The sequence below is a fragment of the Billgrantia hypersalina genome, from assembly GCF_052584175.1.
Genome location: NZ_JBMIQI010000002.1, coordinates 91377 through 116636, shown reverse-complemented (window position 1 = coordinate 116636; position 25260 = coordinate 91377). Strand labels below are relative to the sequence as shown.

Here is a 25260-nt window from a genome sequence, read left to right as displayed (position 1 = left end):
TCCATATACAAACATTCGCCCTTGAATGTTCCCCTGAGGAGACGACATTGTTGCTTCCCCTGTTAGCCGTGGCAGCCGGTCTGGTGCTGCTGGTCTGGAGTGCCGAACGCTTCGTGGACGGCGCGGCTTCGACATCGAGCCGGCTGGGCGTGTCACCACTGCTGGTCGGCATGCTGGTGATCGGTTTCGGCACCTCCGCTCCCGAACTGATGGTTTCCTCACTGGCCGCGGGACAGGGCAATCCGGGCCTGGCCCTGGGCAACGGCTACGGTTCCAATATCGCCAATATCGGCTTGATCCTGGGGCTGGTGGCGGTCGTCTCGCCGCTGGCGGTCCACTCCAGTGTGATACGGCGTGAGTTGCCGATACTGGTCGCCGTCACGCTGCTTTCGGCAGGGTTGATGTGGGGCGGGATGCTAGGACGCTTCGAAGGTAGCCTGTTGCTGGTACTGCTGGCGGCCATGATCGGGTTCAGTATCTGGCAGGCGCGCCGCTCCGGGCCCGACCCGCTGGCGGACGACACCGAGGAGAGCCTGCAATCGCATCCCATGTCGTTGCGCGCCGGCGTGATCTGGACCGTGGTGGGATTGGCGCTGCTGGTGTTGAGCTCGCGTGTGCTGGTATGGGGAGCGGTGGAGATCGCCGTGGGCTTCGGCGTCAGCGACCTGATCATTGGCCTGACCATCGTGGCCGTGGGTACGTCACTGCCTGAGCTGGCTTCCTCGTTCAGCGCGCTGCGCAAGGGCGAACACGATCTGGTCGTGGGCAACGTGGTGGGCTCCAACCTGTTCAATACCCTGGGCGTGGTGGGTCTGGCGGCAGTCATCGCCCCCATCGAGGTGGGAAGCGAAGTGCTGATACGGGACTGGAGCCTGATGGCCGTGATGACGTTGCTGATGACGGTTTTCGCCATCGGCTGGAAGGGGCGGCCCGGCCGCATCAACCGTCTCGAGGGGGCGATGCTGCTGGCACTGTTCATCGGCTATACGGTGTTCATGGTGCGACTGGTGGTGCAAAGCGCTGGCGGAGCGTGAACCGAAACCTGCGACAACGCGACACGGGCAAAGGCGCGACCCAGTGTTCACGCCTAAAGTAGGCTATGAAAGACAAGCACAAGACGAAGCGCAACACCTTGCGCCAGGACAACGAAGTGCCATGTAGGCTTTTGTAAGCGTCTGCGCTTTGCATGGCTCGCTGTTCTAGGCTCTTGGGTAACGTATAGCTGTGTGTCGAGGTGAAATGCGTCACGCCATGTCCAGGAAGGACGTGGTCGGAAGCACAACAAAGCACGCTTCGTGCATCCGCATCCCTTGAGACGTCGACTTCTTTCGCAGCCAAGAGGTACGTCATGGAGCTTGACCCGGTATTGCTTTCGCGATTGCAGTTCGCCTTCGTCGTTTCCTTCCACGCCATCTTTCCGGTTTTCACCATCGGTTTGGCGTCCTATCTCGCCGTGCTCCATGGACTTTTCTACAAGACCCGCAATCCTGCCTGGGATCGCCTGGCGCAGCTGTGGACGCGGGTCTTCGCCGTGGCCTTCGGCATGGGCGTGGTGTCGGGTATCGTGATGTCCTTCCAGTTCGGCACCAACTGGAGCAACTTTTCCCAGGCGAGCGCCAATTTCATCGGTCCGCTGTTGAGCTATGAAGTGGTCACCGCCTTCTTTCTCGAGGCCGCCTTCCTTGGAGTGCTGCTGTTCGGTCGCGGCCGTGTGCCCCAGGGTGTGCACCTGTTTGCTGCCATCATGGTCGCCCTGGGTACCTTCATCTCGACGTTCTGGATTCTGGCCGCCAATAGCTGGATGCACACACCGGCCGGCGTCGAGCTGGTGGAGGGTACGTTCCGGGTCACATCCTGGACCCAGGCGATCTTCAACCCTTCGTTTCCCTTCCGCCTGGCGCACATGGCGGTGGCTTCGTTCATCACCGGCGGCTTCGTGGTGGCCGGGGTTAGCGCCTGGTACCTGCTGATCGGACGCGATGTCGAGGCCAATCGCAAGGCGCTGTCGATGTGCCTTTGGATGCTGCTCGTACTGACGCCGACCCAGGCGCTGGTAGGGGATTTCCATGGCCTCAACACCTACGAGAACCAGCCGGTCAAGCTCTCCGCCATGGAGGGCAACTGGGAAACCCGGCGCGGGGCGCCGTTCCTGCTCTTCGCCTGGCCTGACCAGGAGGCGCAGCAGAACCGCTTCGAGATTGGCATCCCCTACGTGGCGAGCCTCATCCTGACCCATGAACTCGACGGCGAGATCCCCGGTATCGTCGAAGCACCACCCGAGGAACAACCCCCGGTAGCCATCGTTTTCTGGGCGTTCCGCATCATGGTGGGGCTCGGCTTGTTGATGATCGCGGTCTCGCTGTTGGGGCTGTACCTGCGGCGCGGCGGGCGCGTCTATCATTCCCGCCGCTACTTGCAGACGCTGCGCCTGATGTCCGTTACCCCCTTCGTCGCCGTTCTGGCCGGTTGGATCACCACGGAGTCGGGGCGGGCGCCTTGGCTGGTCTACGGCATGATGTCGCACGAGGAGGGTGTTACCCCCTCGCTGACGGGTGGCATGGCCCTCTTCACCCTGCTTGGCTACATCGCGGTCTATGGCGTGATCTTTTACGCGGGGACCTACTACCTCACCCGCGTCATACGCTACGGCATGCAGGCAAAGGACGAAGACAAGGTGATCGACGACTTCGAGACGCCGAAGCGTCCCTGGTCGGCGACCCACACCCCGTTCGATGACGACCCGTCCCAGGAAGGAGCCTGATCATGGAGATGTTCGACCTTTCGCTGATCTGGGCGCTGATCATCGGCTTCGGCATCATGATGTACGTGCTGATGGATGGCTTCGACCTGGGGCTCGGCATTCTCTTTCCCTTCGCCCCCGACGAAGATGCCCGTGACGTGATGATGAACTCCGTCGCCCCGGTGTGGGACGGCAACGAAACCTGGCTGGTGCTGGGCGGTGCCGGGCTGCTGGCGGCGTTTCCTCTGGTCTACTCGGTATTCCTGCCGGCGCTCTACATCGGCGTGTTCCTGATGGTGGCGGGGCTGGTCTTTCGCGGCGTGGCCTTCGAGCTGCGTTTCAAGTCGCGCCGCGGCCGCCGCGGCCGGCGGCTGTGGAATCTCGCCTTCAGCGGCGGCTCGGCGGTAGCGGCCTTTGCCCAAGGGGCTGTGGTGGGCACCTACATTCAGGGTTTCGAGACCGAGAACGGGGTCTATGTGGGCGGCCCGTTCGACTGGCTGACCCCGTTCACGCTGCTGACGGGCATCGGCATCATGATCGGTTACGCGCTGCTCGGGACCACCTGGCTGATCCTCAAGTCGGAAGGCTACATCCAGCAGTGGGCCTATCGGCTGACCACGCCATTGCTGCTGGCGGTACTGGTCATCTTCGGCATCATCAGCATCTGGACGCCACTGATGAACGACGTGGTCTGGGAGCGCTGGTTCGGCAACCTCCACCTGATCTGGATCCTGCCGGCACTGACACTGTTGTGCATGTTCACGGTCTACTGGTCGTCGCATCGTGGGCGCGAGGTTCTCCCGTTCATCGCGACGTTGGGCATTTTTCTGTTCACCTACCTGGGGCTCGTGGTGAGCAAGTGGCCATGGATCGTGCCGCCCAACTACACCATCTGGGACGCCGCTTCGGCGCCGGAATCCCAGCTCTTCCTGCTGATCGGCGTGCTCTTCGTGCTGCCCTTCGTGCTGGTCTATACCTTCTGGTCCTACTGGGTATTCCGCGGCAAGGTGCGTGTCGGCGAGGGCTATCACTGAACCCATGACGTCCGAGCCCCGTTCGGCCCCCTCGCCACGTCGCTGGCTGGCGCGCCATGCCGCCAGCCAGAGCGGCTGGCTGGGCCTGGCCGCCGTGGCAGGCACGGCGGTCGGTGCCTTGACGATCGCCCAGATGTCCCTGCTGGCCTGGATTGTCAGCCAGCTGCTGGTCGACGGTGAACCCCTGACAGCGCTGACCTGGGCCTTCCTCGCCTTGGTCGTCGTGCTCTTGGCACGGGCACTGTGCCAGTGGGGTCAGGAAGCGGCCGGCCAGGAGGCCAGCCTGCGCGTTCGCCAGTCGGTGCGGGCCGAACTGCTTGACCATCTCACCGCCATGGGACCGGTTCGGGTCGGGGCTCGCCATTCGGCCGGACTGGCCAGTCAGCTGGTCGAGCAGGTCGAGGCGCTCGACGGCTACTTTGCCCGTTTCCTGCCCCAGCTGCGCCTCTGCATTGCCATTCCACTGCTGATTCTCCTCGTCGTGCTGTGGCTCGACTGGCTGGCAGCGCTGTTCCTGCTGCTGGCCGCCCCGTTGATTCCCCTGTTCATGGCATTGGTGGGGATGGGGGCGGAGCGCCTCAACCGGGACCAGTTCGCCGCCGTCAGCCGCCTTTCGGGCCACTTCCTCGACCGGGTCAGAGGCATCGCCACGCTGCAGCTCTTCGACCGCACGCGCGACGCCACTGGCGAGGTGCACGAGGCGGCGGATCGCTACCGACGCCTGAGCATGCGCACCCTGCGGGTGGCGTTCCTCTCCTCGGCGGTGCTCGAATTCTTCGCCTCGGTAGCGATTGCCGTGGTCGCGATCTACGTTGGCTTCGGCCTGCTGGGCTACATCGATTTCGGTCCGGCTGAGGAGCTGTCGCTGTTCAGCGGGCTGTTGGTGCTTCTACTGGCGCCGGAGTTTTTCCAACCGCTGCGTAGTCTGGCGCAGCACTACCACGACCGGGCGGCAGCATTGGGTGCCGCCGATGGCATGCTGGCGCTGCTCGCCGAACCGGTACGACCCGCGGTAGCTGCAGAGTCCCAGCCGCTGGCGCGGGATCGGTTGGTGGCGCTGGAACATGCGACGCTTTCCCATCCGGGACGCGGCCGCGTGTTGGGGCCGCTCAGTGTCGCGGTGGCGGCCGGCGAGACGTTGGTCGTCACGGGGCCTTCCGGTGCAGGCAAGACGGCACTGCTGCAGCTGCTGGCCGGCTTCGTGACGCCCGACGAAGGCGAACGGATCGTACAGCGGGGGCTAAGCATCGCCTGGATGGACCAGCGCCCGCTGTTGATCCACGGCACCCTGGCCGACAACCTGCGCCTGGCGGCACCCGATTCGAGCGAGCCCGAATTGTTGGACGCCCTGGAACGGGCCGACCTGAGTGAGCTGGTCGCCGCCTTGCCGGAAGGCATCGCCACGCCGCTGGGCGAGCGAGGCGTGGGCCTGTCAGGAGGGCAGGCGCAGCGCCTGGCCCTGGCCCGCGTCTTCCTCTCGGATGCCAGGCTGGTGCTGCTCGACGAACCGACCGCGAGCCTGGATGAAGCGACCGAGGCGCGTATCATCGCGTCGCTCAGCCGCTTGGCCGAGGAGGGCAGGACGCTGGTCATCGCGACGCATCATCCCGCCTTGATGGCGATGGCAAGCCGACGGCTGGTGCTGCGCAAGGGGCAACCGGAGGCACCGGCAGGCGCAAGCCCGGGAAGGGAGAGCGTATGAGCGAAAGGACCTTGTCGACGACCTTCTCCCCGTGGCTGCGGCTGCTTGCACGACGTCGTCGGCGGCTCGTCATCGGCATGCTGCTGCTCATGTTGACGGTAGGCTCGGCGGTTGGCCTGCTCTCGCTGTCCGGGTGGTTCATTGCCGCCAGTGCGCTCACCGGCATGGCATTGGCCATGGGGGTATCGGCCGGCCTGGACGTGTACGTACCGGGCGGCGGAATACGCTTCTTCGCCGTCAGCCGTACCGTGGCGCGCTATGCCGAACGGCTCTACAACCACGATACCGTCTTGCGCCTGCTGGCCGACTTGCGCAGCCGCCTGTTCGCCGCCATGGCCAGGCTGGATGACCGGACCCTGACGAAACAACGGGCCAGCGACTGGTTAAACCGCCTGACGGCCGACATCGACACCCTGGACAATCTCTATCTTCGCCTGATGGCCCCGCCGGTGGTGGCACTGTCCGCGGTCTTGCTGGTCGCCGCCTTCCTGGCCCTGTGGGTACCGGTGGCGGGACTTGCGCTCGTGGTACTGCTGCTGCCCACCTGGGCCTGGCTGACGGTCGGCCAGGCGTGGCTGGGCATGGCCGCGAGCCGGCGTCAGGTCGACCATCTTGAGCGCCTGCGCAGCCAGGCGATCGAGCACCTGAGCGGGCTGGCTGAGCTCGAGGCCTACGGCAGCCGGGCCTGGCATCGCCGCGCTTGGCGCAATCGTGAACAAGCGCTGCATCGGGACCAGCGCCGCACCGGCAGGGTGGCGGGCGCCGGCATCGCGCTGGTCAATCTGATGGTCGGGCTGACCATGGTGGGCGTGCTGTGGCTGGCGGCCTCGGCCTGGCAGGAGGCGACGATTAGCGGTGCCGTCATGGTCATGATGCCACTGGCCGTGCTCGCCCTCGGGGAAGCCTTGGCCTTGCTGCCGATGGCCTTCACACAGCTCGGGGCGACCCGCGGTGCGGCGGAGCGGCTCAACGGCGTGGAGCGGGCCGGTGCGAACGTGCCCGCGTTTGACGGGACCAAACTACCCGAAGGTGCCTTGTCGGCCACCCTGCGAGGCGTCACCTTGCACTATGCCGGTGCGCTCACCCCGGCACTTCGTAACATTGAACTGGAGCTGCGGCCCGGCGAGCGAATAGCGCTGACCGGCGCCTCCGGCGCAGGCAAGAGCAGCGTGGCGGCACTGCTGACCCGGCGCCTGCCGCCCAGCCAGGGCGAGATCAAGCTCGCCGGTGTGCCGCTCGCGCAGGTCGACGAGTCTTCGCTGCGCCAGCGCGTCGCGATACTCGGCCAGCGAATCGACCTGTTTCAGGGCAGCCTGGCGAGCAACCTGCGCCTGGCGGCACCGCAAGCCGGCGACGCCCTGTTATGGCAGGTTCTGGACGGGGTCGAGCTGGCGGCGTGGGCCGCTAGCCTGCCGCATGGGCTGGACACCCGGGTCGGCGAAGGGGGGCGCGCCCTGTCGGGCGGCCAGGCGCGTCGCCTGGCACTGGCGCGGCTGATGCTGCGCGACCCGGGGCTGGTCATCCTCGACGAGCCCTTTGCCGGCCTGGACGCTGCTACCGTGTCCCGGCTGGCGCTGTCGCTCGACCGTTGGCTCGAGGGGCGTAGCGTCGTCTACCTGGTTCACCAGCTCGGCGGTGGCGCGTTCGATCCACCGGGTATCACCCGCGAGTGCCGGCTCGAGCAGGGTGAACTGACCGTTTGCGCAAACTCTGCGCATCCATCAGGATAAGAAAATAAAGGCGACGAGGTGCTCCATGCGCGATTTTCTTAAACGGCTGCCCAAGGCTGAGCTCCACCTGCATATCGAAGGCTCCCTGGAACCGGAGCTGATGTTCGCTCTGGCCAGGCGAAACGGCATCGAGCTTCCCTTCGACTCGGTGGAAGCGGTGCGTGCCGCCTACGACTTCCAGGATCTGCCTTCGTTTCTCGCGCTCTACTATCAGGGCATGAGCGTACTCAGGCGCAGCGAAGACTTCCACGACCTGGCCATGGATTATTTTCGTCGTGCCCATGCCGAAGGCGTGGTACACGTGGAGATGCACTTCGATCCCCAGGCACACCTGGCTCGAGGCATCGAGCTCGATGTCGTCATGGAGGGGTTGAGCTTGGCGCGCCGTGAAGCCGAGCGCGAGCTTGGCATGTCCACGGCGCTGATCATGGCCTTCCTGCGCGACCGGCCTGCCGACGAGGCGCTGAAGGTGCTGGAGAGCGCGGCCCCCTACTGGGAAATGCTCGATGCCGTTGGGCTGGACAGCGCCGAACGCGGGCATCCGCCTTCAAAGTTCACCGAGGTGTTCCAGCGCGCCAAGATGCTGGGTATTCCCCGCGTCGCGCATGCCGGCGAAGAGGGTCCGCCCGAATACATACACGAAGCGCTCGATCTGCTGGACGTATGCCGTATCGATCACGGGGTGCGTTGCCTGGAGGATCCCGCCCTGGTCGCTCGCCTGCGCGACGAGGGCGTCGTGCTCACCGTCTGCCCGCTTTCCAACGTGCGCCTGAAGGTGGTGGAGCGCATCGAGGATCACCCCTTGCCTAGGATGCTCGATGCCGGGCTTCGACTGACGCTCAATTCGGATGATCCCGCCTATTTCGGTGGCGGTATGCTGGACAACTTCATGGCCTGTCATGACGCCTTCGGCTGGTCGAAGGAGACCTTCATCCAACTTGCCGGCACGGCCATCGAAGCCGCCTTCATGAGCGATGCACGCCGCCTGGAACTGCACCGGCAGTTGGCCGACAACGCCTGATAACGACTACCCCCGGCGAATGCCGGGGGTATCTGTCTTTCTCTCCCTCGAATGGCCTGCCTGCATCAGGGCAGTGCCGGCACCTCGAAATCGGGCATCTCGCCGGTCAGGCTGTGCAGGAAGGCAGAGATGTCGGCGATGGTGGCCTCGTCGAATTCACGATTGAGCATTTCCTGGCCCATGATGGCCACGGCTTCCTCGAGGGTTTCGGTGGCGCCGTTGTTCATGTACGGGTAGGTCACCGCCACGTTACGCAGCGTGGGGGTACGGAACTTGTACTTGTCCGCTTCGTCCCCGGTGACGTCAAAGCGTCCCACGTCGGTGGAGCCAGGCACCTGGATCGCGTAGAAGTTGCTGTCGGTGAACGCCGGGCCGCTGTGGCAGGCAATGCAGCCATTGTCGACGAAAGCCACCATGCCATCCTTCTGCTGCTGGGACAGCGCGTTCATATCGCCGCGCAGGTAGCGATCGAAGGGCGAGTTCGGCGTATTCAGCGTGCGCTCGAAACTGGCCAGCGCCATGGCCAGGTTGTCCTTGTTGATCGGGTTATCGTCATCGGGGTAGGCCTCGGCGAACTTCTCTTGGTAGAGCTCGAACTCTTCCAGGCGCTCGAGCGCCACCTCGAGATCCATGGCCATCTCGATGTCGGCCTGGATGGGACCAAGCGCCTGACCTTCCAGATCGGGCTCGCGGCCATCCCAGAACTGGGCACCAAGGAAGCCCGAGTTGAGCACGGTCGGCGTGTTGCGTTCGCCGATCTGTCCGTCGTGCCCAGTGGCGCGGGGTATGCGGTCGCTCCAGCCCAGTGCGGGATTGTGGCAGGTGGCACAGCTGATCACGCCGCTGGAGGAGATGCGCGGCTCGAAGAACAGCATGTTGCCGAGCTCGATCTTCTCCTGCGTCAGGGAATTTTCCGCCGGGATCGGCGGCAGGTGAGGCAGTGGCTGGAAGCGGTCGCGGTAGTCGCCGAGACCGTCGTCGGCGACGACCCCGGTGGCCGCCAGCGCGGCGCTCAGCGACACCGCAGCTGCGATGAGCCTCGGCCGGGCGAGAGCGTGATGTGTCATGACGATACCCCTTGGGTGGCAAACTAGAGACGGTTCGATCCTGAATTGCAGCGTCAGGTTACGGTTGCGCTTTGAGCCATATCAACCAAGCGGAATAGTCGGAATGGAGCACTCGTTGAGGTAGGTCAAGTTTTAATGGATCCGCATGGTTCTTGGGTGACAAACGTTGAGTTCACCGCTTAGATGTGGGATTCGCCAGCCTCCTTCGGAAGAATGCGAGATGCCACGCTACCGCTACCCGCCGATCCCGGAATCCCAGGTCACGCCTCGTGAGCTGTTCGAGTCGCGCCGGAAATTCCTGCGCGTCAGCGCCGGCCTGGGTGCCGTTGTCGCTGCACCTGGCCTTTTCCTGTCCAGGCCGGTGCACGCCTGGCAGGAACGGCTTCAACAGCGGCTGAGCGGTGAGCTGCCGAGCGCGGAAATGGCCGGTGGTGAATCTCCCACGGCATACAAGGAGATCACCACCTACAACAACTTCTACGAGTTCGGCACTGGCAAGCGCGATCCGGAAATATACGCGCATCGTCTGGTGACCGACCCCTGGTCGTTGACCATTGAAGGGGAGGTCGAGAAACAGGGCACTTTTGCCCTTGAAGATGTCCTCAAGCATCAGGACCTGGAGGAACGCATCTACCGGCTGCGCTGCGTCGAGGCCTGGTCGATGGTGATTCCCTGGGTCGGCTTTCCCCTGGCGGAGCTGCTAAGGCGCCATGAGCCCACTTCCCGTGCACGCTACGTGGTGTTCGAGTCGGTTCACGACCCCGACAATCTGCGCGGTCAGCGGCGCAGCATTCTCGACTGGCCCTACCGGGAAGTGCTACGCATCGATGAAGCGATGCACCCGTTGACGCTGCTGGCCGTGGGGCTGTATGGCGAGACAATGCCCAACCAGAACGGCGCGCCGATCCGCCTGGTCGTGCCCTGGAAGTACGGCTTCAAGAGCATAAAGTCGGTGGTGCGGATTGCCCTGGTCGAGGAGCGTCCGCTCTCCTCGTGGGAGGAGCGCAATCCGGAGGAGTACGGCTTCTATGCCAACGTCAATCCCGCGGTGGCCCATCCGCGCTGGTCCCAGTCACGCGAGCGCAGGATCGGCGAGAACGGCCGACGCGAGACGCTGATGTACAACGGCTACGCCGAGGAAGTGGCCCCTCTGTATGCCGGCATGGACCTTCAGCGCCATTACTGAGCCGGCGGCGAGCCAAGCGAGAGGAGGGCGGCCTGGTGAAACCGCATAGTACGATCCACGCCTTTCGCTTGCTGGTCCTGGCAGCCTGCAGTACGCCGGCCGTATGGCTGGCCTGGCAGTGGTTCTTCGGTGACCTGGGTGCCGTGCCCAGTGAGGTCGTGGTGCACTTCACCGGCAGGACAGGGTTGATACTCCTGCTGGCGACCATCGCCTTCAGCCCGGCGTTTCGCTTCACCGGCTGGGTCGGTTTCATGGCCGCACGGCGCCAGCTCGGCCTGTGGGCGTTCTTTTGGCTGGTGGCCCATATGCTGGCCTGGATGGGGCTGGATCAGTACTGGGACTGGCCCTGGATACGCCGCGAGATGGTCGAGTTGCCTTATGTCCGCTACGGTGCCGCCGCCTTGCTATTGCTGGTACCGCTGGCGCTGACGTCGTTTCGCGTCGTGCAGCGAAAGATGGGGTACGGGGCCTGGCACTGGCTGCATCGCCTGGTCTATGTCTCCGCTGCTCTGGGGGTGATGCACTTGTGGATCCTGACCCGTGCCGACTATCTGCTGCCGACGCTATTCGCCGCCGCGCTCGGTGCGCTGGTGCTCTTCCGCCTCGTCGACGCGGCCCTACATCGCCAATGAGTGGGGCCGGCTTGCACCGGCCCCCTGCGATTCAGTGAGTGGTGACCAGCATCACGACGCTCAGCGCGGCCGAGACCCACATGGCAGGCTTGATGTCGTAGAGCTTGCCGGTGGCGAGCTTGATCAGCACGAAACTGAGAAAGCCGAAGGCGATGCCCAGTGTGATCGAGTAGGTCAGCGGCATCAGGATGATGGCGAGGAAGGCGGGGAACGCCTGCTCGAAGCGTGACCAGTCGATCTTGCTGATCGGTGCCAGCATGAACAGCCCGACCAGCACCAGGGCCGGTGCCGTGGCGATGCCGGGCACCAGCGAGAGCAGCGGTGAGAGAAACAGGAACGGCAGGAACAGGAAGGCGATGGTAACCGCCACCAGGCCGGTGCGACCGCCCTGGGCCACGCCGGCACCGGATTCGATGAAGGTCTGGGCCGCGCTGGTGCCGAGCGGCGCGGCGATCATCGAGGCAAAGGCGTCCACGGTCATCGAGCGCTTGAGGTTGCGCGGGTTGCCGTTCTTGTCCTTGAGGTCCGCCGACTCCGAGAGGGCCATGAAGCACGACAGTGCATCGAAGAAGTTGGTGAACAGCATGACGAAGATGAACGGCAGGTAGGCGACCTTGAGCGCGCCCAATATATCGACCTGCATGACGGCGCTGAAATCCGGCCAGGCGGCAAGACCGCTCCACTCCACCATGATATCGCCGCCCCACAGGCGGCCCATGGGCGTGGCCAGCAGCGTGGTCAGGGCGATACCCAGGATCAGCGCGCCGTTGAAGCGCATGATGACCAAGATGGCGGTGGCCATCATGCCGATGAAGAAGGTGATCAGCGAGGCATCCATGCTGCCCAGGGTGACCAGGGTAGCGTCGCTGCCGACGATGAAGCCGGCATTCTTGAAGCCGATGAAGGTGATGAACAGGCCGATGCCGCAGGTGATGGCATAACGTAGCGAGGGCGGAATGGAATCGATGATCGCCTCGCGCACGTTGAACATCGCCAGGGTGGCGAACAGCACGCCCGACCAAAACACGCAGCCCAGCGCCACTTCCCACGACAGCCCGGCGCCTTGCACCAGGGTGTAGGTGAACAGGGCGTTCATGCCCATGCCCGGCGCCACCAGGATGGGATTACGGGCATAAAGGCCCATCGCCAGGCTGCTCATGAAACTGATCAGCACGGTGGCGGAGAGCGCCGCCGAGAAGGGAATGCCGGCATCGGAGAGGATCGCCGGGTTGACCACGATGATGTACATCGAGGCCAGGAAGGTGGCGATACCCGCCAGGATCTCGGTCTTGAGCGTCGAGCCGCGACGGCTCACGCCGAAGTAAGTGTCCAGCCAGTGGGCCTTTCCTGTGGCCTGCCCGAGGGACTGCCCGTCTGCCTTGTCGGCAAGGGTGGAGGAGGTCGGTTCCATAGCTTGTGTCCGTTGTTGTTGGATTGGCGTCGTCGAATAAGGGTTGTGGGTGTGGCCGCGACATGTCTGACCGTTTGGTCAGGCTGTGCACGGCTACAGCCTAGACGTTATTTGACCGATTGGACAGGTGGGTTTCGACCATAGTCTTAGGTGGGAGCTGCTGTAAGGCGAGAGGTTACCGTGCCGCCCCGAGCAGTGGTCAAAAAGGACCGCCTCGAGATGAGGCGGTCCAAAGCAACAAGGCAGGCAACCGTATTGGGAACGTCAGTTGCGCCGGTGCTGGCAACTTCCGCCGGCCCAGGTCTCCAGAATGCTGCGGTCGTCGCCGAGCATCATCAGCGCGAAGAGGCGCTCGCCGAGGGTCTTGCAACGGGCGTGACGGCGCCCAAGCAGCGGCGAGCCGTCGGGGTCGATCACCACGAAGTCGGCCTCCATGCCGGGCGCCAGGCGGCCGATGTTGTCATCCAGCGAAAGCGCCTTGGCGTTGCCCAGGGTGAGGCCGTAGAGGCCTTGCCAGGCGGTGAGCGGCTGGCCGCGCAGCTGACCTACCTGATAGGCCGCCTTGAGGGTGGCCAGGCCGGAGAGGTCGGTGCCGCCGCCGATGTCGCTGGCGTAGGTGATGTTGAGGCCGACCTCCCGGGCTGCCAGGCGGTCGAACAGGCCGCTGCCGAGGAACATGTTGGAGCTGGGGCAGAAGGCGATGTTGGCACCGCGCTCGGCCAGGCGGGAACGCATCTCCTGATCGAGGTGGATGCCGTGGGCGAAGGTGCTGCGCGGGCCTACCAGCCCGGACTGCTCGTAGACTTCGAGATAGTCGCGGCTCTCGGGGAATAACTCGGCGACCCAGTCGAGTTCGCCGGGGTTCTCGGAGAGGTGGGTCTGCAGCCACAGGCTGGGGTCGTTGCGCAGCAGGCCGCCGGTGGCGTCGAGCTGCTCACGAGTAGAGGTCGGGGCGAAGCGCGGGGTGAGGCTGTAGCCGAGGCGTGCCGTGCCGTGCCAGTCGCCGATCAGGCGCTCGGTGTCGCGAATGCCGCCATAGGTGTCGTCGCACAGCGCCTCGGGGGCGTTTCGGTCCATCAGCACCTTGCCCGCCAGCATACGCAGGTCGCGCTCGCGGCAGGCCGAGAAGAAGGCCTCTACCGAGGTGGGGTGGCTCGAGCAGAACACCTGGGCAGTGGTGGTGCCGACCCGCAGCATCTCATCGAGAAAGGCATTCGAGATGACATCGGCACGCTCGCGCTGGGCGAAACCGCACTCCTCGGGAAAGGTGTACTCGTTCAGCCAGTCGAGCAGCTGTCGGCCGTAGGAAGCCATGATCTCAAGCTGCACATAGTGCACATGACTGTCGATGAAGCCCGGCATCACCAGCTTGCCGCGATGATCCACCGTCTCGATGCCTTGGGGCAGGCGTGGCGCCAGCACTGCGTAGTCGTCGATGGCCTTGATGCGGCCGTTCTCCAGCCACAGCGCGCCATCTTCAAAGTGACGCACGCTGCCTTCGGCGGGTTTGTCGCCCTCGCCGGGGTCGGCATCGAAGCTCAGCAGTTCGGCGCGTATCACGCGGGAGTCGTTGTTCGTCATGATGTCAGGAGCTCATCCGTGTCTGCGGTAGTCGGAGCTGATCCGGCGGCAGGCCCCGAAGTGTCGGACCATCGAGGAGGCGCTGTGAATCCTTCCCTGGACGCTACCTTCGCCATCCATGGCGAAGGACCTCTTCTTCGACCTGCCCCCGGCGCTCCTCAGATGCGTTCGGTGGAATTGCCTTTGGTATTGATCAGTTAAATAGAGCGCGCAGCTCTGCCGGTTCCAGACCGCGCTGGTCGGCGCGCTCGGTGCTGCCCACCAGCGGCAACAGTTCGGCCATGGTGGCCAGGGCAATGGCGTAGGGTGTCTTGTCGCCGCCGGTGCCACCGCTGGCCGTGCCGATGGGGCAGCGCACCGTGGCCAGGGCCGTGTCGTCGTGGCCGGCATCGGTGAGCCTAGAGCGGAAGCTCGCCCACTTGCTCTTCGAGCCGATCAGGCCGATCGAGGCCATGTCGCCGCGCTGGAGCAGGGCGTCGACGAGTTGACGATCCTCGGCGTGGTCGTGGGTCAGCACCAGCGCATGGCTGCCCGCCGGCAGCGCCGTCACGGCGGCCTGCGGGTCTGGGGCGTGGCGACAGGCCAGGCGCGGTTGCGATCCGGCCCAGTCGGGAAAGACGTCGTCGCGGCTGTCGTGCCACAGCACCCGCCAGGGCAGCGGAGCGGCCAGGCGGACCAGCTCGTTGCCGACGTGGCCGGCACCGAAGATGGCTAGTGTCGCCGCGCTGCCGGGGAATACCTCCAGCAGCACGTTGACGAAGCCGCCGCAGCACTGGCCGCTGCGCCCGCCCAAGGAGAAGGCCTCCAGCCTCATGCCGGTTTCGCCGCGCGCGATGCGTTCACGCGCCGCGTCGATCACCTGAAACTCGAAGGTGCCGCCGCCGAGGGTGTCGTGGACGGCGTCCTCGGTGATCACCATGCGTGCGCCGGGTTCCCTCGGTGTCGAACCCGCACTCGTGACCACGGTAGCGAGGGCATGGGGCAGCCCCTCGCTTTGCAGACGGTGCAGCGCCTCGTGCCAGGCCTGCGGGCGCGGCGCGTTCATCACACGGCTCCCGGCGCCTGGGTCGCGTCGTAGCGGCTGCGCAGGGCCTCGGCGGCCATCAGCACCCGCTCCGGCGTGGCCGGGGTGTCGAGGCGTGGCGCCTCGGCATAGTCGGCCAGGCTCGCCAGGGCATCGCGCAGCGCCGACCACACCGCCATGCCGAGCATGAAGGGCGGTTCGCCCACCGCCTTGGAGCGGTAGATGCTGGCCATGGAGTTGGGGTGGCCCTCCATCAGCTTGACGTTGAACACCGGCGGTAGGTCGCCGAAAGTGGGGATCTTGTAGGTGGCCGGGCCGTCGGAGATCAGCCGGCCGGCCTCGTTCCACTTCAGCTCCTCGCTGGTCAGCCAGCCCATGCCCTGGATGAAGCCGCCCTCCACCTGGCCGAGGTCGATAGCGGGGTTCAGCGAGTCGCCCACGTCGTGCAGGATATCGACCCGGTCGACCTGGTACTCGCCGGTCAGGGTGTCGACGCTGACCTCCGCCACGGCGGCGCCGAAGGCGTAGTAGTAGAAGGGGCGGCCCTGGCCGACGTTGCGATCGTAGTGGATCAGTGGCGTGGCGTAGAAACCCTTTTCCGACAGCGAGATGCGGTTGAGGTAGGCGGACTGCACCAGTTCGCCCCAGGGAATGCGGCGCTCGCTTTCGCCGTAGCCGGCGACGAGATGACCGGCCTCCAGACGCATGTCCTCGCGGTCGAGGCCCTGGTCCTGGTAGAGGTGTTCGTGGGCGAAGTCGAACAGGCGCTGCTTGAGCCTGACGCAGGCGTCACGAGCGGCCTGGCCATTGAGGTCGGCACCGCTGGAGGCCGCGGTGGGCGAGGTATTGGGCACCTTGTCGGTGCGCGTGGCGGTGATGCGTACCTCGTCGGTGTCGAGCCCCAGCTCTCGGGCCACCACCTGGCAGATCTTGGTGTGCAGGCCCTGGCCCATCTCGGTGCCGCCGTGGTTGATCATCACGCTGCCATCGGTATAGACGTGCAGCAGGGCACCGGCCTGATTGAGGTGCTTGGCGGTGAAGGAGATGCCGAACTTCACCGGCGTCAGCGCCAGGCCGCGCTTGACGATCGGGCTCTCGGCGTTGAATTCGGTGATGGCGCGGCGCCGCGCCCAGTACTCGCTGCTGGTCTCGAGCTGCTCGACCAGCTCCTTGAGCAGGCCGATCTGATCCACCTGCTGGCCGTAGTGGGTCGTCTGGCGACCGGGGCGGTAGAAGTTGCGCTTGCGTACCGTCAGTGGGTCCTCGCCGATGCGCCGGGCAATGTCGTCCATCGCCGCCTCGATCACCATCATGCCCTGGGGGCCGCCGAAGCCGCGGAAGGCGGTGTTCGACGCGGTATGGGTGCGGGCGCGATGGCCGGTCACCCGGGCCTCGCCCAGCGAGTAGGCGTTGTCGCTGTGGAACATGGCGCGGTCGACGATGGCGTCGGACAGGTCGGGCGAGTAGCCGCAGTCCCCGATCACGGTGATCTCGCCGCCCTGGATCACGCCCTGCTCATCGACGCCGAGGCGATAGCGATTGTGGAACGGGTGGCGCTTGCCGGTAACGCGCATGTCATCGGCGCGCGGCAGGCGGACGCGGGTGGTACGGCCGGTGCGTCGGGCGATCAGCGCGGCGATGCAGGCCCAGGGCGAGGCCTGGGTCTCCTTGCCGCCGAAGCCGCCGCCCATGCGCCGTACCTCCACGGTCACGGCATGGAACGGGATGCCCAGCACCTCGGCCACCAGCTTCTGGGTCTCGCTGGGGTGCTGGTTGGAGGTATGGACGATCACGCCCTCGTCCTCGGTGGGCTGCACCAGGCAGGCCTGACCTTCCAGGTAGAAGTGCTCCTGGCCACCGACGAACTGCTCCGCCTCGACCACGTGGGCGGCACCGGCCAGCGCCTGCTCCCAGTTACCGCTCTGCTGCACGTGGGTGGGGCGGACGAATTCGCCACGCTCGGCGGCGGCGACCGGGTCGAGGCAGGCCGGCTGCTCGTCGATTTCCACCACGGCCGCCTGCACCGCCTCACGGGCGGCGCGGTTGCTCTCGGCGGCCACGGCGAACATCACCTGGCCGGCGTAGCTGATCTCCTCATCGACGAAGATTGGGTCGCCAGGGAAGACGGGGCCGATATCGGTATGGCCCGGCACGTCATGGAAGCCGACGACATCCATCACGCCGGGCATGGCACGGACCTTGTCCAGATCGAGCCGGGTGAGGCGACCATGTGCGACGGGGGAGAGGCCTAGCGCGACGTGAAGCGAGTCGGCGGGCGCCCTGAGGTCGTCAATGTAGCCGGCGCGGCCGGTGACATGCTTGACCGCGCTCTCGTGAGCCCGGGAGTGCGGATGCGGCGTCGCATGCACCGTGTCGCGTGCCAAGGGGCTTGAGCCCTTGATGCAGCCGTCGAGTTCGTGGCGGGCATTCGCCGATTCGCTGCTCACATCGGCGGTGGCATCGTTGTTTTGTTCTGGCGCGGTACCGGGCGCCTTAGTGAGCTTAGTGAGCGTACGCATGGAGCATCACCTCCCGGGGGCTGTCGGTCTCGGACTGCGCGATAACCAGGCGCAGGCGCTCGAGCAGGTTGGCGGCGGAGCGCCGGCGGTATTCGGCACTGCCGCGCACGTCTGACATGGGCTGGAAGTCCTCGGCCAGCGCCTCGCGGGCGGCCTGGAACGCCGCTGAATCGGGTGCCTGGCCCTCGAGTGCCGCCTCGGCATGGGCCGCCCGCTTGGGAATCGCCGCCATGCCGCCAAAGGCGAGGCGTACGTCGCGCATCACGCCGTTTTCCAGCCGGAAGGCGAAGGCGCCCAGCACCGCCGAAATGTCGTCCTCACGCCGTTTGGACAGCTTCCACACCTTGAGCGTTTGGCCCTCAACGGGGCGGGGCAGGAAGATGGCACGGATGGCCTCGCCCTCGCGTAGCGCGGTGCGCTTGTAGTCGAGGAAGAACTCGTCCAGTGCCAGCTCGCGCTCGCCCTCGGGGCCGACCAGGCGAAGGCGCGAGCCCAACGCCAGCAGTACCGGCGGGGTATCGCCGATAGGTGAGGCGTTTGCGACATTGCCACCCAGGGTGCCGCGATTGCGCACCTGCTGGGAGCCCAGGCGGTGCAGCAGGTGGGCGAAGGCATCGTAGTGTTCGTCCAACAGCGGCTCGAGGCGCGAATAGGTGACGGCAGCGCCGATCCACCAGCCGCGGCGGCCATCCTCCAGCGCGGTTTCCTCGACCAGGTTGAGTTCGGCCACACGGGTCACGTCGATGACGCGCTCGAAACGTGCCAGACGCTGGGTGGATTCGAGCCACAGATCGGTGGCACCCGCCACCAGCCGGGCCTGGGGATGCCGCGCGAGGCAGTCGGTCAACTCTGCGAGGGAGCGCGGCTGCAGGAAGGTGGCGTCGAGGTCCAGACGGTCTTGATCCTGTTGGCTGTCGCGGGGTGCCGCGGCATCGATCCACTGGGGTCGGTGGTCGGGATGCGAACCCATGCTCAGGGCGGCGTCGCGAATCGGACGGTAGCCGGTGCAGCGGCACAGGTTGCCACCCAGCACGGCTTCGAGACGCTGGGGTGTCAGCGGCGCCGGTGCCTGGCGCTGCTGTTCATGAAGGGTGAACAGCGACATGACGATGCCCGGGGTGCAGAAGCCGCACTGGCTGCCGTGGCCCTCGACCATGGCCGCCTGGGCGGGATGCAGGTTGTCGCCCTGGGCGAGACCGTCCACGGTGACCAGATAGCGTCCGTGGAGCTGGTGGGCGGGGGTGATGCAGGCATTGGCGCTGTGGTAGCGCAACTCGCCGTCGGGGCCGGGCTCGCCAATGGCGACCGTGCACGCACCGCAGTCGCCCGAGGCGCAACCCTCCTTGGTTCCCGTAACGTTCAGCGTTTCGCGCAGCAGCTCGAGCACGCTGGTTTCGGGTGAGGCCTCGCTCCGGCGTGGCTGCCCATTGAGCATGAAGTCGATCATCGCCTTGTCTCTTTGTCTAGAACGCTTAGTGATGGTTTCTTGTCGACCTTGTGACCCATCGTTCATCTTTTCTGACCAAATGGTCAGGATCATTCCAGCATGGGCCAGAATGTCGCACTTTGCAAGCGGTGAAACGGCCTGATTTGCAGGAAAGGTCGGGCTGGGGCACTCTCTTGCTTTGTCTCACCACCTTCACGAAGGCAGGGCCTTTGGATGACAGACGTGACCGAACCCGCCTTGCCGCCTGCGCGGCAAGGCAGCGAGGGCAATGGCGCTACCCGGGAGCGCAACGAACGTGAAATCCTCGAAGCCGCCGAGCGGGTCTTCGCCCAGTACGGGTATCGTGGCGCCAGCGTGCAGGCCATCGCCGAGGAGGCGGGCCTGCCCAAGTCCAACGTGCTCTACTACATGGGCAACAAGCGCGGTCTTTACGTTCGCCTGCTGGAGCGCATGATGGCGCGCTGGAACGCGCTGCTCGACGATATCGGCGTGGAGGATGACCCCGCCGAAGTGCTCGAGGCGTTCATCCGCAGCAAGATGCAGCTCTCACGCCGTCACCCCGAAGGGTCGCGGCTGTTCGCGGCCGAGATCCTCGGTGGCGCACCCTTCCTGCAGGACTATCTGCGTGGCGAACTGCGCCAGTGGGTGCAGACTCGTGCCACCGTCTTCGAACAGTGGGAAGCGCGGGGCCTGATGGACCCGGTCGACCCCGTCTGGCTGATCTTCCTGATCTGGTCGGCCACCCAGCACTACGCCGATTTCGAAGCCCAGGTGCTGGGCATTACCGGCAAGGACGAAATCTCGGACGCCGACGTGGAGCGGATCACCCAGTTCCTCACCCAGGTAATCCTCAAGGGGTGCGGCGTCCGACCGAGGCATGCCTGAGGCAACCCGTCACCCATTACCCATCGAGGAACGGCTACCGTCAGTCCGCCGCGCCCTGGTGGAGCATACTCGTGCATTGCTGATAGCCCAGCCGGGAGCGGGCAAGACCACCCGTGTGCCGCTGGCGCTGCTCGATGAGGCGTGGTGCCGTCAGGGGCGCTTGCTGTTGCTGGAGCCGCGACGAGTGGCCGCCCGCCTGGCAGCCGGCTACATGGCCGAAAGCCTGGGTGAGCGGGTGGGTGAGACGGTGGGCTACCGCATGCGCGGCGAGAGCCGGGTAGGGCCGCAGACCCGGCTTGAAGTGGTCACGCAAGGCGTACTCACGCGAATGCTGCAGGACGACCCGCTGCTGGAAGGTGTGGCCGGAATCGTATTCGATGAATTCCATGAGCGCAGCCTGGAAGCCGACCTCGGCCTGGCGCTGGCGTTGGATGCCCAGTCGGTACGCGACGAGCTGCGCCTGCTGGTAATGTCGGCCACTCTCGATGTCGAAGCGCTGTTCGGCGTGCTGGGCGAAGCCACGCCGCTGATCGAGAGTCAGGGGCGCAGCTTCCCGGTGGAGACGCGCTATCGTGCGCTCAATGCCCGCGAGGACGCTGCACGCCAGCAGGCAGCGGCCATCGCCGAGGCGCTGGCCTGGGGAGAGGAAACAAATGAGCCGGGCGATGTACTGGTGTTCCTGCCCGGCGTGGCCGACATTCGCCGGCTGGCGCGTGAGCTGGCCAGCCGGCACCCGCAGTTGGCGGTACGTGAACTGCACGGCCGCCTGCCGTTGGAAGAGCAGCGCCGTGCGCTGCGGCCCGAGGCGGATGGCCGCCGCCGTGTCGTGCTGGCCACTGCGATTGCCGAATCCAGCGTCACCGTCGATGGCGTGCGCATCGTCGTCGATGCCGGCCAGGAGCGGGTGCCGGTGTTTCAGCCACGCAGCGGTCTCACGCGGTTGGAAACGCGGCGCGTCAACCGTGCCAGCGCCGACCAGCGCCGCGGGCGTGCCGGACGCCAGGGGCCGGGGCTCTGCTTACGGTTATGGGGCGAGGAGCAGCCGCTCGCGCCCCATGGCGAGCCCGAGATGGTCCAGGCCGACCTGGCTCCTTTGGCCTTTGAGCTGGCACGGTGGGGCATTGTCGATCCAGACGCGCTGACCTGGATGACACCGCCACCTGCCGGCACATTGACGGCAGGGCGCGCGCTGCTCAAGCGGCTGGGTGTGCTGGACGACGGTTTCCTGTTAACCGAGCTGGGGCGCGCCTGCACGCGTTGGCCCAGTCATCCGCGGCTCGCCGTCATGCTTGAACGAGCCGCTGAACTTGACGCCAGGCCACTGGCTTGCGCTCTGGTGGCACTATTGGAAAGCCGCGAACTCGACGCCGAGCAGGACCTGGAGCAAGCGCTCCAAGTGCGGCTGGCGGAGCCGACGTCGCATCGTCAGTGGTGGCGCGATGTCCAGCGCCTCGCGCGTATCGCGGGCATTCGCCTGGAAGCGACGAGCCTGGCACCGCTGGGTGAACTGCTGGCGCTGGCGTATCCCGAGCGCGTGGCGCAGCGTCTCGAGCCGGGGCGCTTTCGTCTGGCCGCCGGCGGGCAGGCGAGCCTGCCTGAAACGCATCCGCTGGCCCACGCCGAACTGCTGGTCGCCGCCGATCTCGACGGGCAGGCTAGCGGCGCGCGAATCTTCCGCGGCGTGGCGATCTCGCGCGAACGGCTCGAGGCGCTGTTTCCCGAAATCCGTGAGTGGCGGGCGAGCCTCGAGTGGTCGGAGGCGCAGGGGCGCCTGGTCGGCGAGCAGGTGCGCGGCCTGGGTGCGGTAGTGCTCGAGCGCAAGCCGCTGCAGTCGCTGCCTACGGAGGCGGTGCGCCAGGCGCTGCTCGAGGCACTGCGCCGGCGGGGCGAGCTGCCCTTCGACGACAGCGCCGAGCAGCTGCGTGGCAGGGTGGCGCTGCTGCGGCGCGAGCTGGGAGACGAGTGGCCCGATTGGTCGTCGCCAGCGCTGATCGACGACCTCGAAACCTGGCTGGGGCCGCATCTCGACGAGGTCAGAAGCCTCGATGCGGTGGCACGGCTACCTCTGGGCCGTATCCTGTGCGAGAGCTTGGCGTGGGCGCTGCGCAGCCGGCTCGACGCGTTGGCACCGGAGCGCCTTGAGGTGCCCAGCGGCTCGCAGATACGCCTCGACTATGCGCCGTGCCTGGAGGGCAGGGCACCGGTACTGGCGGTCAAGCTACAAGAGACGTTCGGCTGGCGGGAGTCGCCGCGGATCGCCGGGGGTCGCGTGGCGGTGCTGTTGCATCTGCTGTCTCCCGCCCGACGTCCGTTGCAGGTCACGGCGGATCTTGCCAGCTTCTGGGCCAACGGTTACGCCGAAGTTCGCCGTGAGATGCGTGGCCGCTATCCGAAGCATCCCTGGCCCGAGGATCCGACTACCGCCGAGGCGACCGCCCGCACCAAGCGGCGCCGCTGATCAATTGGCGGCGGGCGCGGCAGCGACGCGGCCGGCCTGGCCTTTCTTTTTTCCCTGGCGCTTGCGCAGTACCCATTTCTCTGCCTCGACAATGAGGTAGATGGCTACGCTGGCGATGACGATTGCCCCCCAGTGGTTCAAACTGAGGCCCTCGATGCCGAACACTACCTGCATGAAGGGCAGGTAGGTCCAGCCCAACTGCACCACGACGACCAGCGCGATGGCCAACAGCACCGGGCGGCTGCCGAACAGTCCCGACAGCGACAGCGTGTTGTTGAGCAGATAACGGCTATTGATGAGATAGACGATCTCGCCCGCCACCAGCATGTTCACCGCGCCACTGCGAGCCTGCTCGGCACTTCCCTCCTGGCCGTAGAGGATCCAGCCGAAGATGGCGAATACACCCACGACCAGCAGTATCGAAACGAAGATGACCCGCCACAGCATGAAGAGGTCGAGCAATGGGGCGTGGGGGTCGCGCGGGCTACGCTCCATCACGTTGTCCTCCGCGCGCTCGAACACCAGCGCGATGCCGAGGGTGACGGCGGTGATCATGTTCACCCACAGTACCTGAAGGCCGGTGATCGGCAGCGTGATACCGGCGAGAATGGCAATCAGGATGGCAAGACTCTCGGCGCCGTTGGTCGGCAGGATAAAGGTGACGGTCTTGCGGATATTGTCGTAGACCTTGCGACCCTCGCCCACGGCGCCCACGATGGTGGCGAAGTTGTCGTCGGTGAGCACCATCTCGGCGGCTTCCTTGGCCGCTTCGGTGCCTTGGAGCCCCATGGCCACGCCGACGTCGGCGCGCTTGAGTGCCGGCCCGTCATTGACGCCGTCACCCGTCATCGCACATATCCCGCCACGGGCCTGCATGGCCTGCACCAGGCGCAACTTGTGTTCGGGCGCGGCCCGAGCATATACATCCACTTCGGTGATTTCGCGCTCCAGCTCCTCGTCGCTCATGGCCTCGAGCTCGTGGCCGCTCAGGGCGCGATCCGTCCTGGCAAAGCCGAGCTGGTCGGCAATGGCGCAGGCTGTCACGGCATGGTCACCGGTGACCATGACGGGGCGAATGCCGGCCCTCTGGCAATGCTTCACCGCTTCGATGGCGGCTTCTCGCGGTGGGTCCAGCAGCCCCACCAGGCCGAGCAGGACGAGGCCCGTCTCCACGTCGTCGTCCTTCAGCTCGCCCGAGAGGTCCCGGGCGTCCCTCTCGGCCAGCGCCAGCACCCTCAGGCCTCGGGACGAGAGATCGTGAATACGCTCCTCCCATCCGTCCCGGTCGAGCTCGGTATCACCGTCACTGCCACGTTCCTTGGTGCACATCTCGAGCAGCCGGTCGGGCGCTCCCTTCACCAGCACCCGCTTGCCGTCTAGCTCGTTCAAGGTGGCCATGTACTTGCGCTCGGAGTCGAAGGGAATCACGCCGTCGCGTGGATGCGCTTCATGAAGCTCGTGGGTGTCGAAGCCCGCCTTGGCGGCGGCCACCACCAGGGCGCCTTCGGTGGGGTCGCCTGCTATCGACCAGCGCTCCTCCTCCTGGCATAGTTCGGCGTCATTGCAAAGCGCCCCGACCTGAAGGAAATGGACCAGGGCAGGGTGGTCCTCAGTGTCGATCTCCTCGCCGTGCTCCTGCTCTTGCTCCCGCTCGCTACCGTTGCCAGGCGCAAGGTGAAACTTTCCTTCCGGAGCGAAGCCGATGCCGGAAACCCGGAATTCGCCTTCAGGAAGCCAGATTGCCTGGGCGGTCATCTCGTTGCGCGTCAGCGTGCCGGTCTTGTCGGAAAAGATCGTCGAGATCGAACCCAGCGTCTCGACGGCGGGCAGGCGGCGAACGATGGCGTTCTTGCTGGCCATGGACTGCACGCCCAGGGCCAACGAGATGGTGACGATGGCCGGCAACCCTTCGGGGATCGCGGCTACGGCGAGACCCACGCTGGCCATGAACATCTCGGTCCAGGGTTGATCGTGAAACAGCACGCCGAAGGCACCGGTCAGTACGGCGGCCCCGACGATGCACAGCGCCAGTATTCGTCCTGCCCGGTCGAGTTGCTGTACCAGCGGCGTCTTGAGCTGTTGCACGCCACGAAGCATCTCGGAAATGCGCCCGATCTCGGTATGCGAGCCGGTCTGAACCACGACTCCCGTGGCAGTGCCCTTGGCCACGATGGTCCCGGCATACAGCATCGAGCTGCGCTCGGCGAGGTCGGTTTTCTCGTCGACGGCATCCTCCGCCTTGTCGACTGGCGTGGACTCACCGGTAAGAGCGGCTTCCTCCGCATCGAGGCGATTGCTCTCGATCAGGCGGATATCGGCAGGCACGCGATCGCCACCCTCGACCCTGACGATATCGCCGGGCACCAGTTCCTCGGCCTCGATCTCGCTCTGCCGACCCTCGCGAAGCGTCTTCGCCTTGGGCGAGAGCATGTCGCGGATGCTGTCCAGCGCTTTCTCCGCCTTGCCCTCCTGAATGAAGCCGATCAGGGCGATAATGATCACCACACCCAGGATCGCCGAGGCGTCGAGAAACTTGCCGAGAGACAGGCTGGCGACCGCCGCCACGATCAGGATCAGCATCAGCACGTTGTTGAACTGGCCCAACAGGCGACGCCACCATGGCGTTGCCTCGTCCTGCTGTAGCCGGTTGGGTCCATAGTGCTCTAAACGCTTGCTCGCCTCGTCGGCCCCCAGGCCTTCCTGGCTGGTGTCGAGCCGATCGAGCGTTTCCTGGGGCGACAGGGCGTGCCAGGGCGTCTGTTCCCGTTCGTTTTGCTCCGTCATCCTTGATCTCCAGTGGCCGGGCTCCTGCCCATCGCTGCC

The 25260-nt window shown here is 65.7% G+C and carries 17 protein-coding genes; 10 read left to right on the top strand and 7 right to left on the bottom strand.

What is annotated here, in order from left to right:
* Positions 1 to 47 precede the first annotated feature (47 nt).
* From ACOJCM_RS00620 to ACOJCM_RS00595, 6 genes are all read left to right on the top strand, one after another.
* Positions 48 to 1034, top strand: coding sequence for a calcium/sodium antiporter (locus ACOJCM_RS00620; protein ID WP_445210118.1), 987 nt, complete (start codon positions 48 to 50; stop codon positions 1032 to 1034).
* 314 nt (positions 1035 to 1348) lie between these two features.
* Complete coding sequence (locus tag ACOJCM_RS00615) at positions 1349 to 2761, top strand: cytochrome ubiquinol oxidase subunit I (RefSeq protein ID WP_445210117.1); 1413 nt, start codon at positions 1349 to 1351, stop codon at positions 2759 to 2761.
* 2 nt (positions 2762 to 2763) lie between these two features.
* Positions 2764 to 3774, top strand: a complete 1011-nt coding sequence (gene cydB, locus ACOJCM_RS00610) for a cytochrome d ubiquinol oxidase subunit II (RefSeq protein ID WP_445210116.1) — start codon at positions 2764 to 2766, stop codon at positions 3772 to 3774.
* Positions 3775 to 3778: 4 nt separating this feature from the next.
* Positions 3779 to 5476, top strand: coding sequence for a thiol reductant ABC exporter subunit CydD (gene cydD, locus ACOJCM_RS00605; protein WP_445210115.1), 1698 nt, complete (start codon positions 3779 to 3781; stop codon positions 5474 to 5476).
* On the top strand, positions 5473 to 7206 hold the full coding sequence (gene cydC, locus ACOJCM_RS00600; protein ID WP_445210114.1) for a thiol reductant ABC exporter subunit CydC: 1734 nt from the start codon (positions 5473 to 5475) through the stop codon (positions 7204 to 7206). Before cydD ends, cydC begins: the two co-directional genes overlap by 4 nt.
* A gap of 25 nt (positions 7207 to 7231) precedes the next feature.
* On the top strand, positions 7232 to 8227 hold the full coding sequence (locus ACOJCM_RS00595; protein ID WP_445210113.1) for an adenosine deaminase: 996 nt from the start codon (positions 7232 to 7234) through the stop codon (positions 8225 to 8227).
* A gap of 65 nt (positions 8228 to 8292) precedes the next feature.
* Here ACOJCM_RS00595 and ACOJCM_RS00590 read toward each other — a convergent pair whose 3' ends face one another.
* Positions 8293 to 9294, bottom strand: a complete 1002-nt coding sequence (locus ACOJCM_RS00590; RefSeq protein ID WP_445210112.1) for a cytochrome-c peroxidase — start codon at positions 9292 to 9294, stop codon at positions 8293 to 8295.
* Positions 9295 to 9514: 220 nt separating this feature from the next.
* On the opposite strand from ACOJCM_RS00590, the gene msrP reads away from it, so the two are divergent.
* On the top strand, positions 9515 to 10480 hold the full coding sequence (gene msrP / locus ACOJCM_RS00585; RefSeq protein ID WP_445210111.1) for a protein-methionine-sulfoxide reductase catalytic subunit MsrP: 966 nt from the start codon (positions 9515 to 9517) through the stop codon (positions 10478 to 10480).
* Positions 10481 to 10515: 35 nt separating this feature from the next.
* Entirely contained in the window at positions 10516 to 11112 is a 597-nt protein-coding gene (locus ACOJCM_RS00580) for a sulfite oxidase heme-binding subunit YedZ (RefSeq protein WP_445210110.1), read from the top strand.
* A gap of 31 nt (positions 11113 to 11143) precedes the next feature.
* Here ACOJCM_RS00580 and ACOJCM_RS00575 read toward each other — a convergent pair whose 3' ends face one another.
* The 5 genes from ACOJCM_RS00575 to xdhA form a co-directional block, all read right to left on the bottom strand.
* Positions 11144 to 12523, bottom strand: coding sequence for an NCS2 family permease (locus tag ACOJCM_RS00575; protein ID WP_445210109.1), 1380 nt, complete (start codon positions 12521 to 12523; stop codon positions 11144 to 11146).
* Between the two features lie 264 nt (positions 12524 to 12787).
* Positions 12788 to 14104, bottom strand: coding sequence for a guanine deaminase (guaD, locus tag ACOJCM_RS00570; protein WP_445210108.1), 1317 nt, complete (start codon positions 14102 to 14104; stop codon positions 12788 to 12790).
* 193 nt (positions 14105 to 14297) lie between these two features.
* Entirely contained in the window at positions 14298 to 15149 is an 852-nt protein-coding gene (gene xdhC, locus ACOJCM_RS00565; RefSeq protein ID WP_445210107.1) for a xanthine dehydrogenase accessory protein XdhC, read from the bottom strand.
* Positions 15149 to 17647, bottom strand: coding sequence for a xanthine dehydrogenase molybdopterin binding subunit (gene xdhB, locus ACOJCM_RS00560; protein WP_445210106.1), 2499 nt, complete (start codon positions 17645 to 17647; stop codon positions 15149 to 15151). The genes xdhC and xdhB overlap by 1 nt, the downstream gene beginning before the upstream one ends.
* Positions 17631 to 19094 carry a xanthine dehydrogenase small subunit gene (xdhA, locus tag ACOJCM_RS00555; RefSeq protein ID WP_445210105.1) on the bottom strand — a complete coding sequence of 488 codons (1464 nt, stop codon included), beginning with the start codon at positions 19092 to 19094 and terminating at the stop codon, positions 17631 to 17633. The genes xdhB and xdhA overlap by 17 nt, the downstream gene beginning before the upstream one ends.
* A gap of 213 nt (positions 19095 to 19307) precedes the next feature.
* On the opposite strand from xdhA, the gene ACOJCM_RS00550 reads away from it, so the two are divergent.
* Together ACOJCM_RS00550 and hrpB are read left to right on the top strand one after the other, a co-directional pair.
* On the top strand, positions 19308 to 19979 hold the full coding sequence (locus ACOJCM_RS00550) for a TetR/AcrR family transcriptional regulator (RefSeq protein ID WP_445210104.1): 672 nt from the start codon (positions 19308 to 19310) through the stop codon (positions 19977 to 19979).
* Entirely contained in the window at positions 19972 to 22437 is a 2466-nt protein-coding gene (hrpB, locus tag ACOJCM_RS00545; protein ID WP_445210103.1) for an ATP-dependent helicase HrpB, read from the top strand. The genes ACOJCM_RS00550 and hrpB overlap by 8 nt, the downstream gene beginning before the upstream one ends.
* On the opposite strand, the gene ACOJCM_RS00540 is transcribed toward hrpB, so the two are convergent.
* Positions 22438 to 25221 carry a cation-translocating P-type ATPase gene (locus tag ACOJCM_RS00540; protein WP_445210102.1) on the bottom strand — a complete coding sequence of 928 codons (2784 nt, stop codon included), beginning with the start codon at positions 25219 to 25221 and terminating at the stop codon, positions 22438 to 22440. It abuts the gene before it with no gap.
* Between the last annotated feature and the right edge of the window lie 39 nt (positions 25222 to 25260).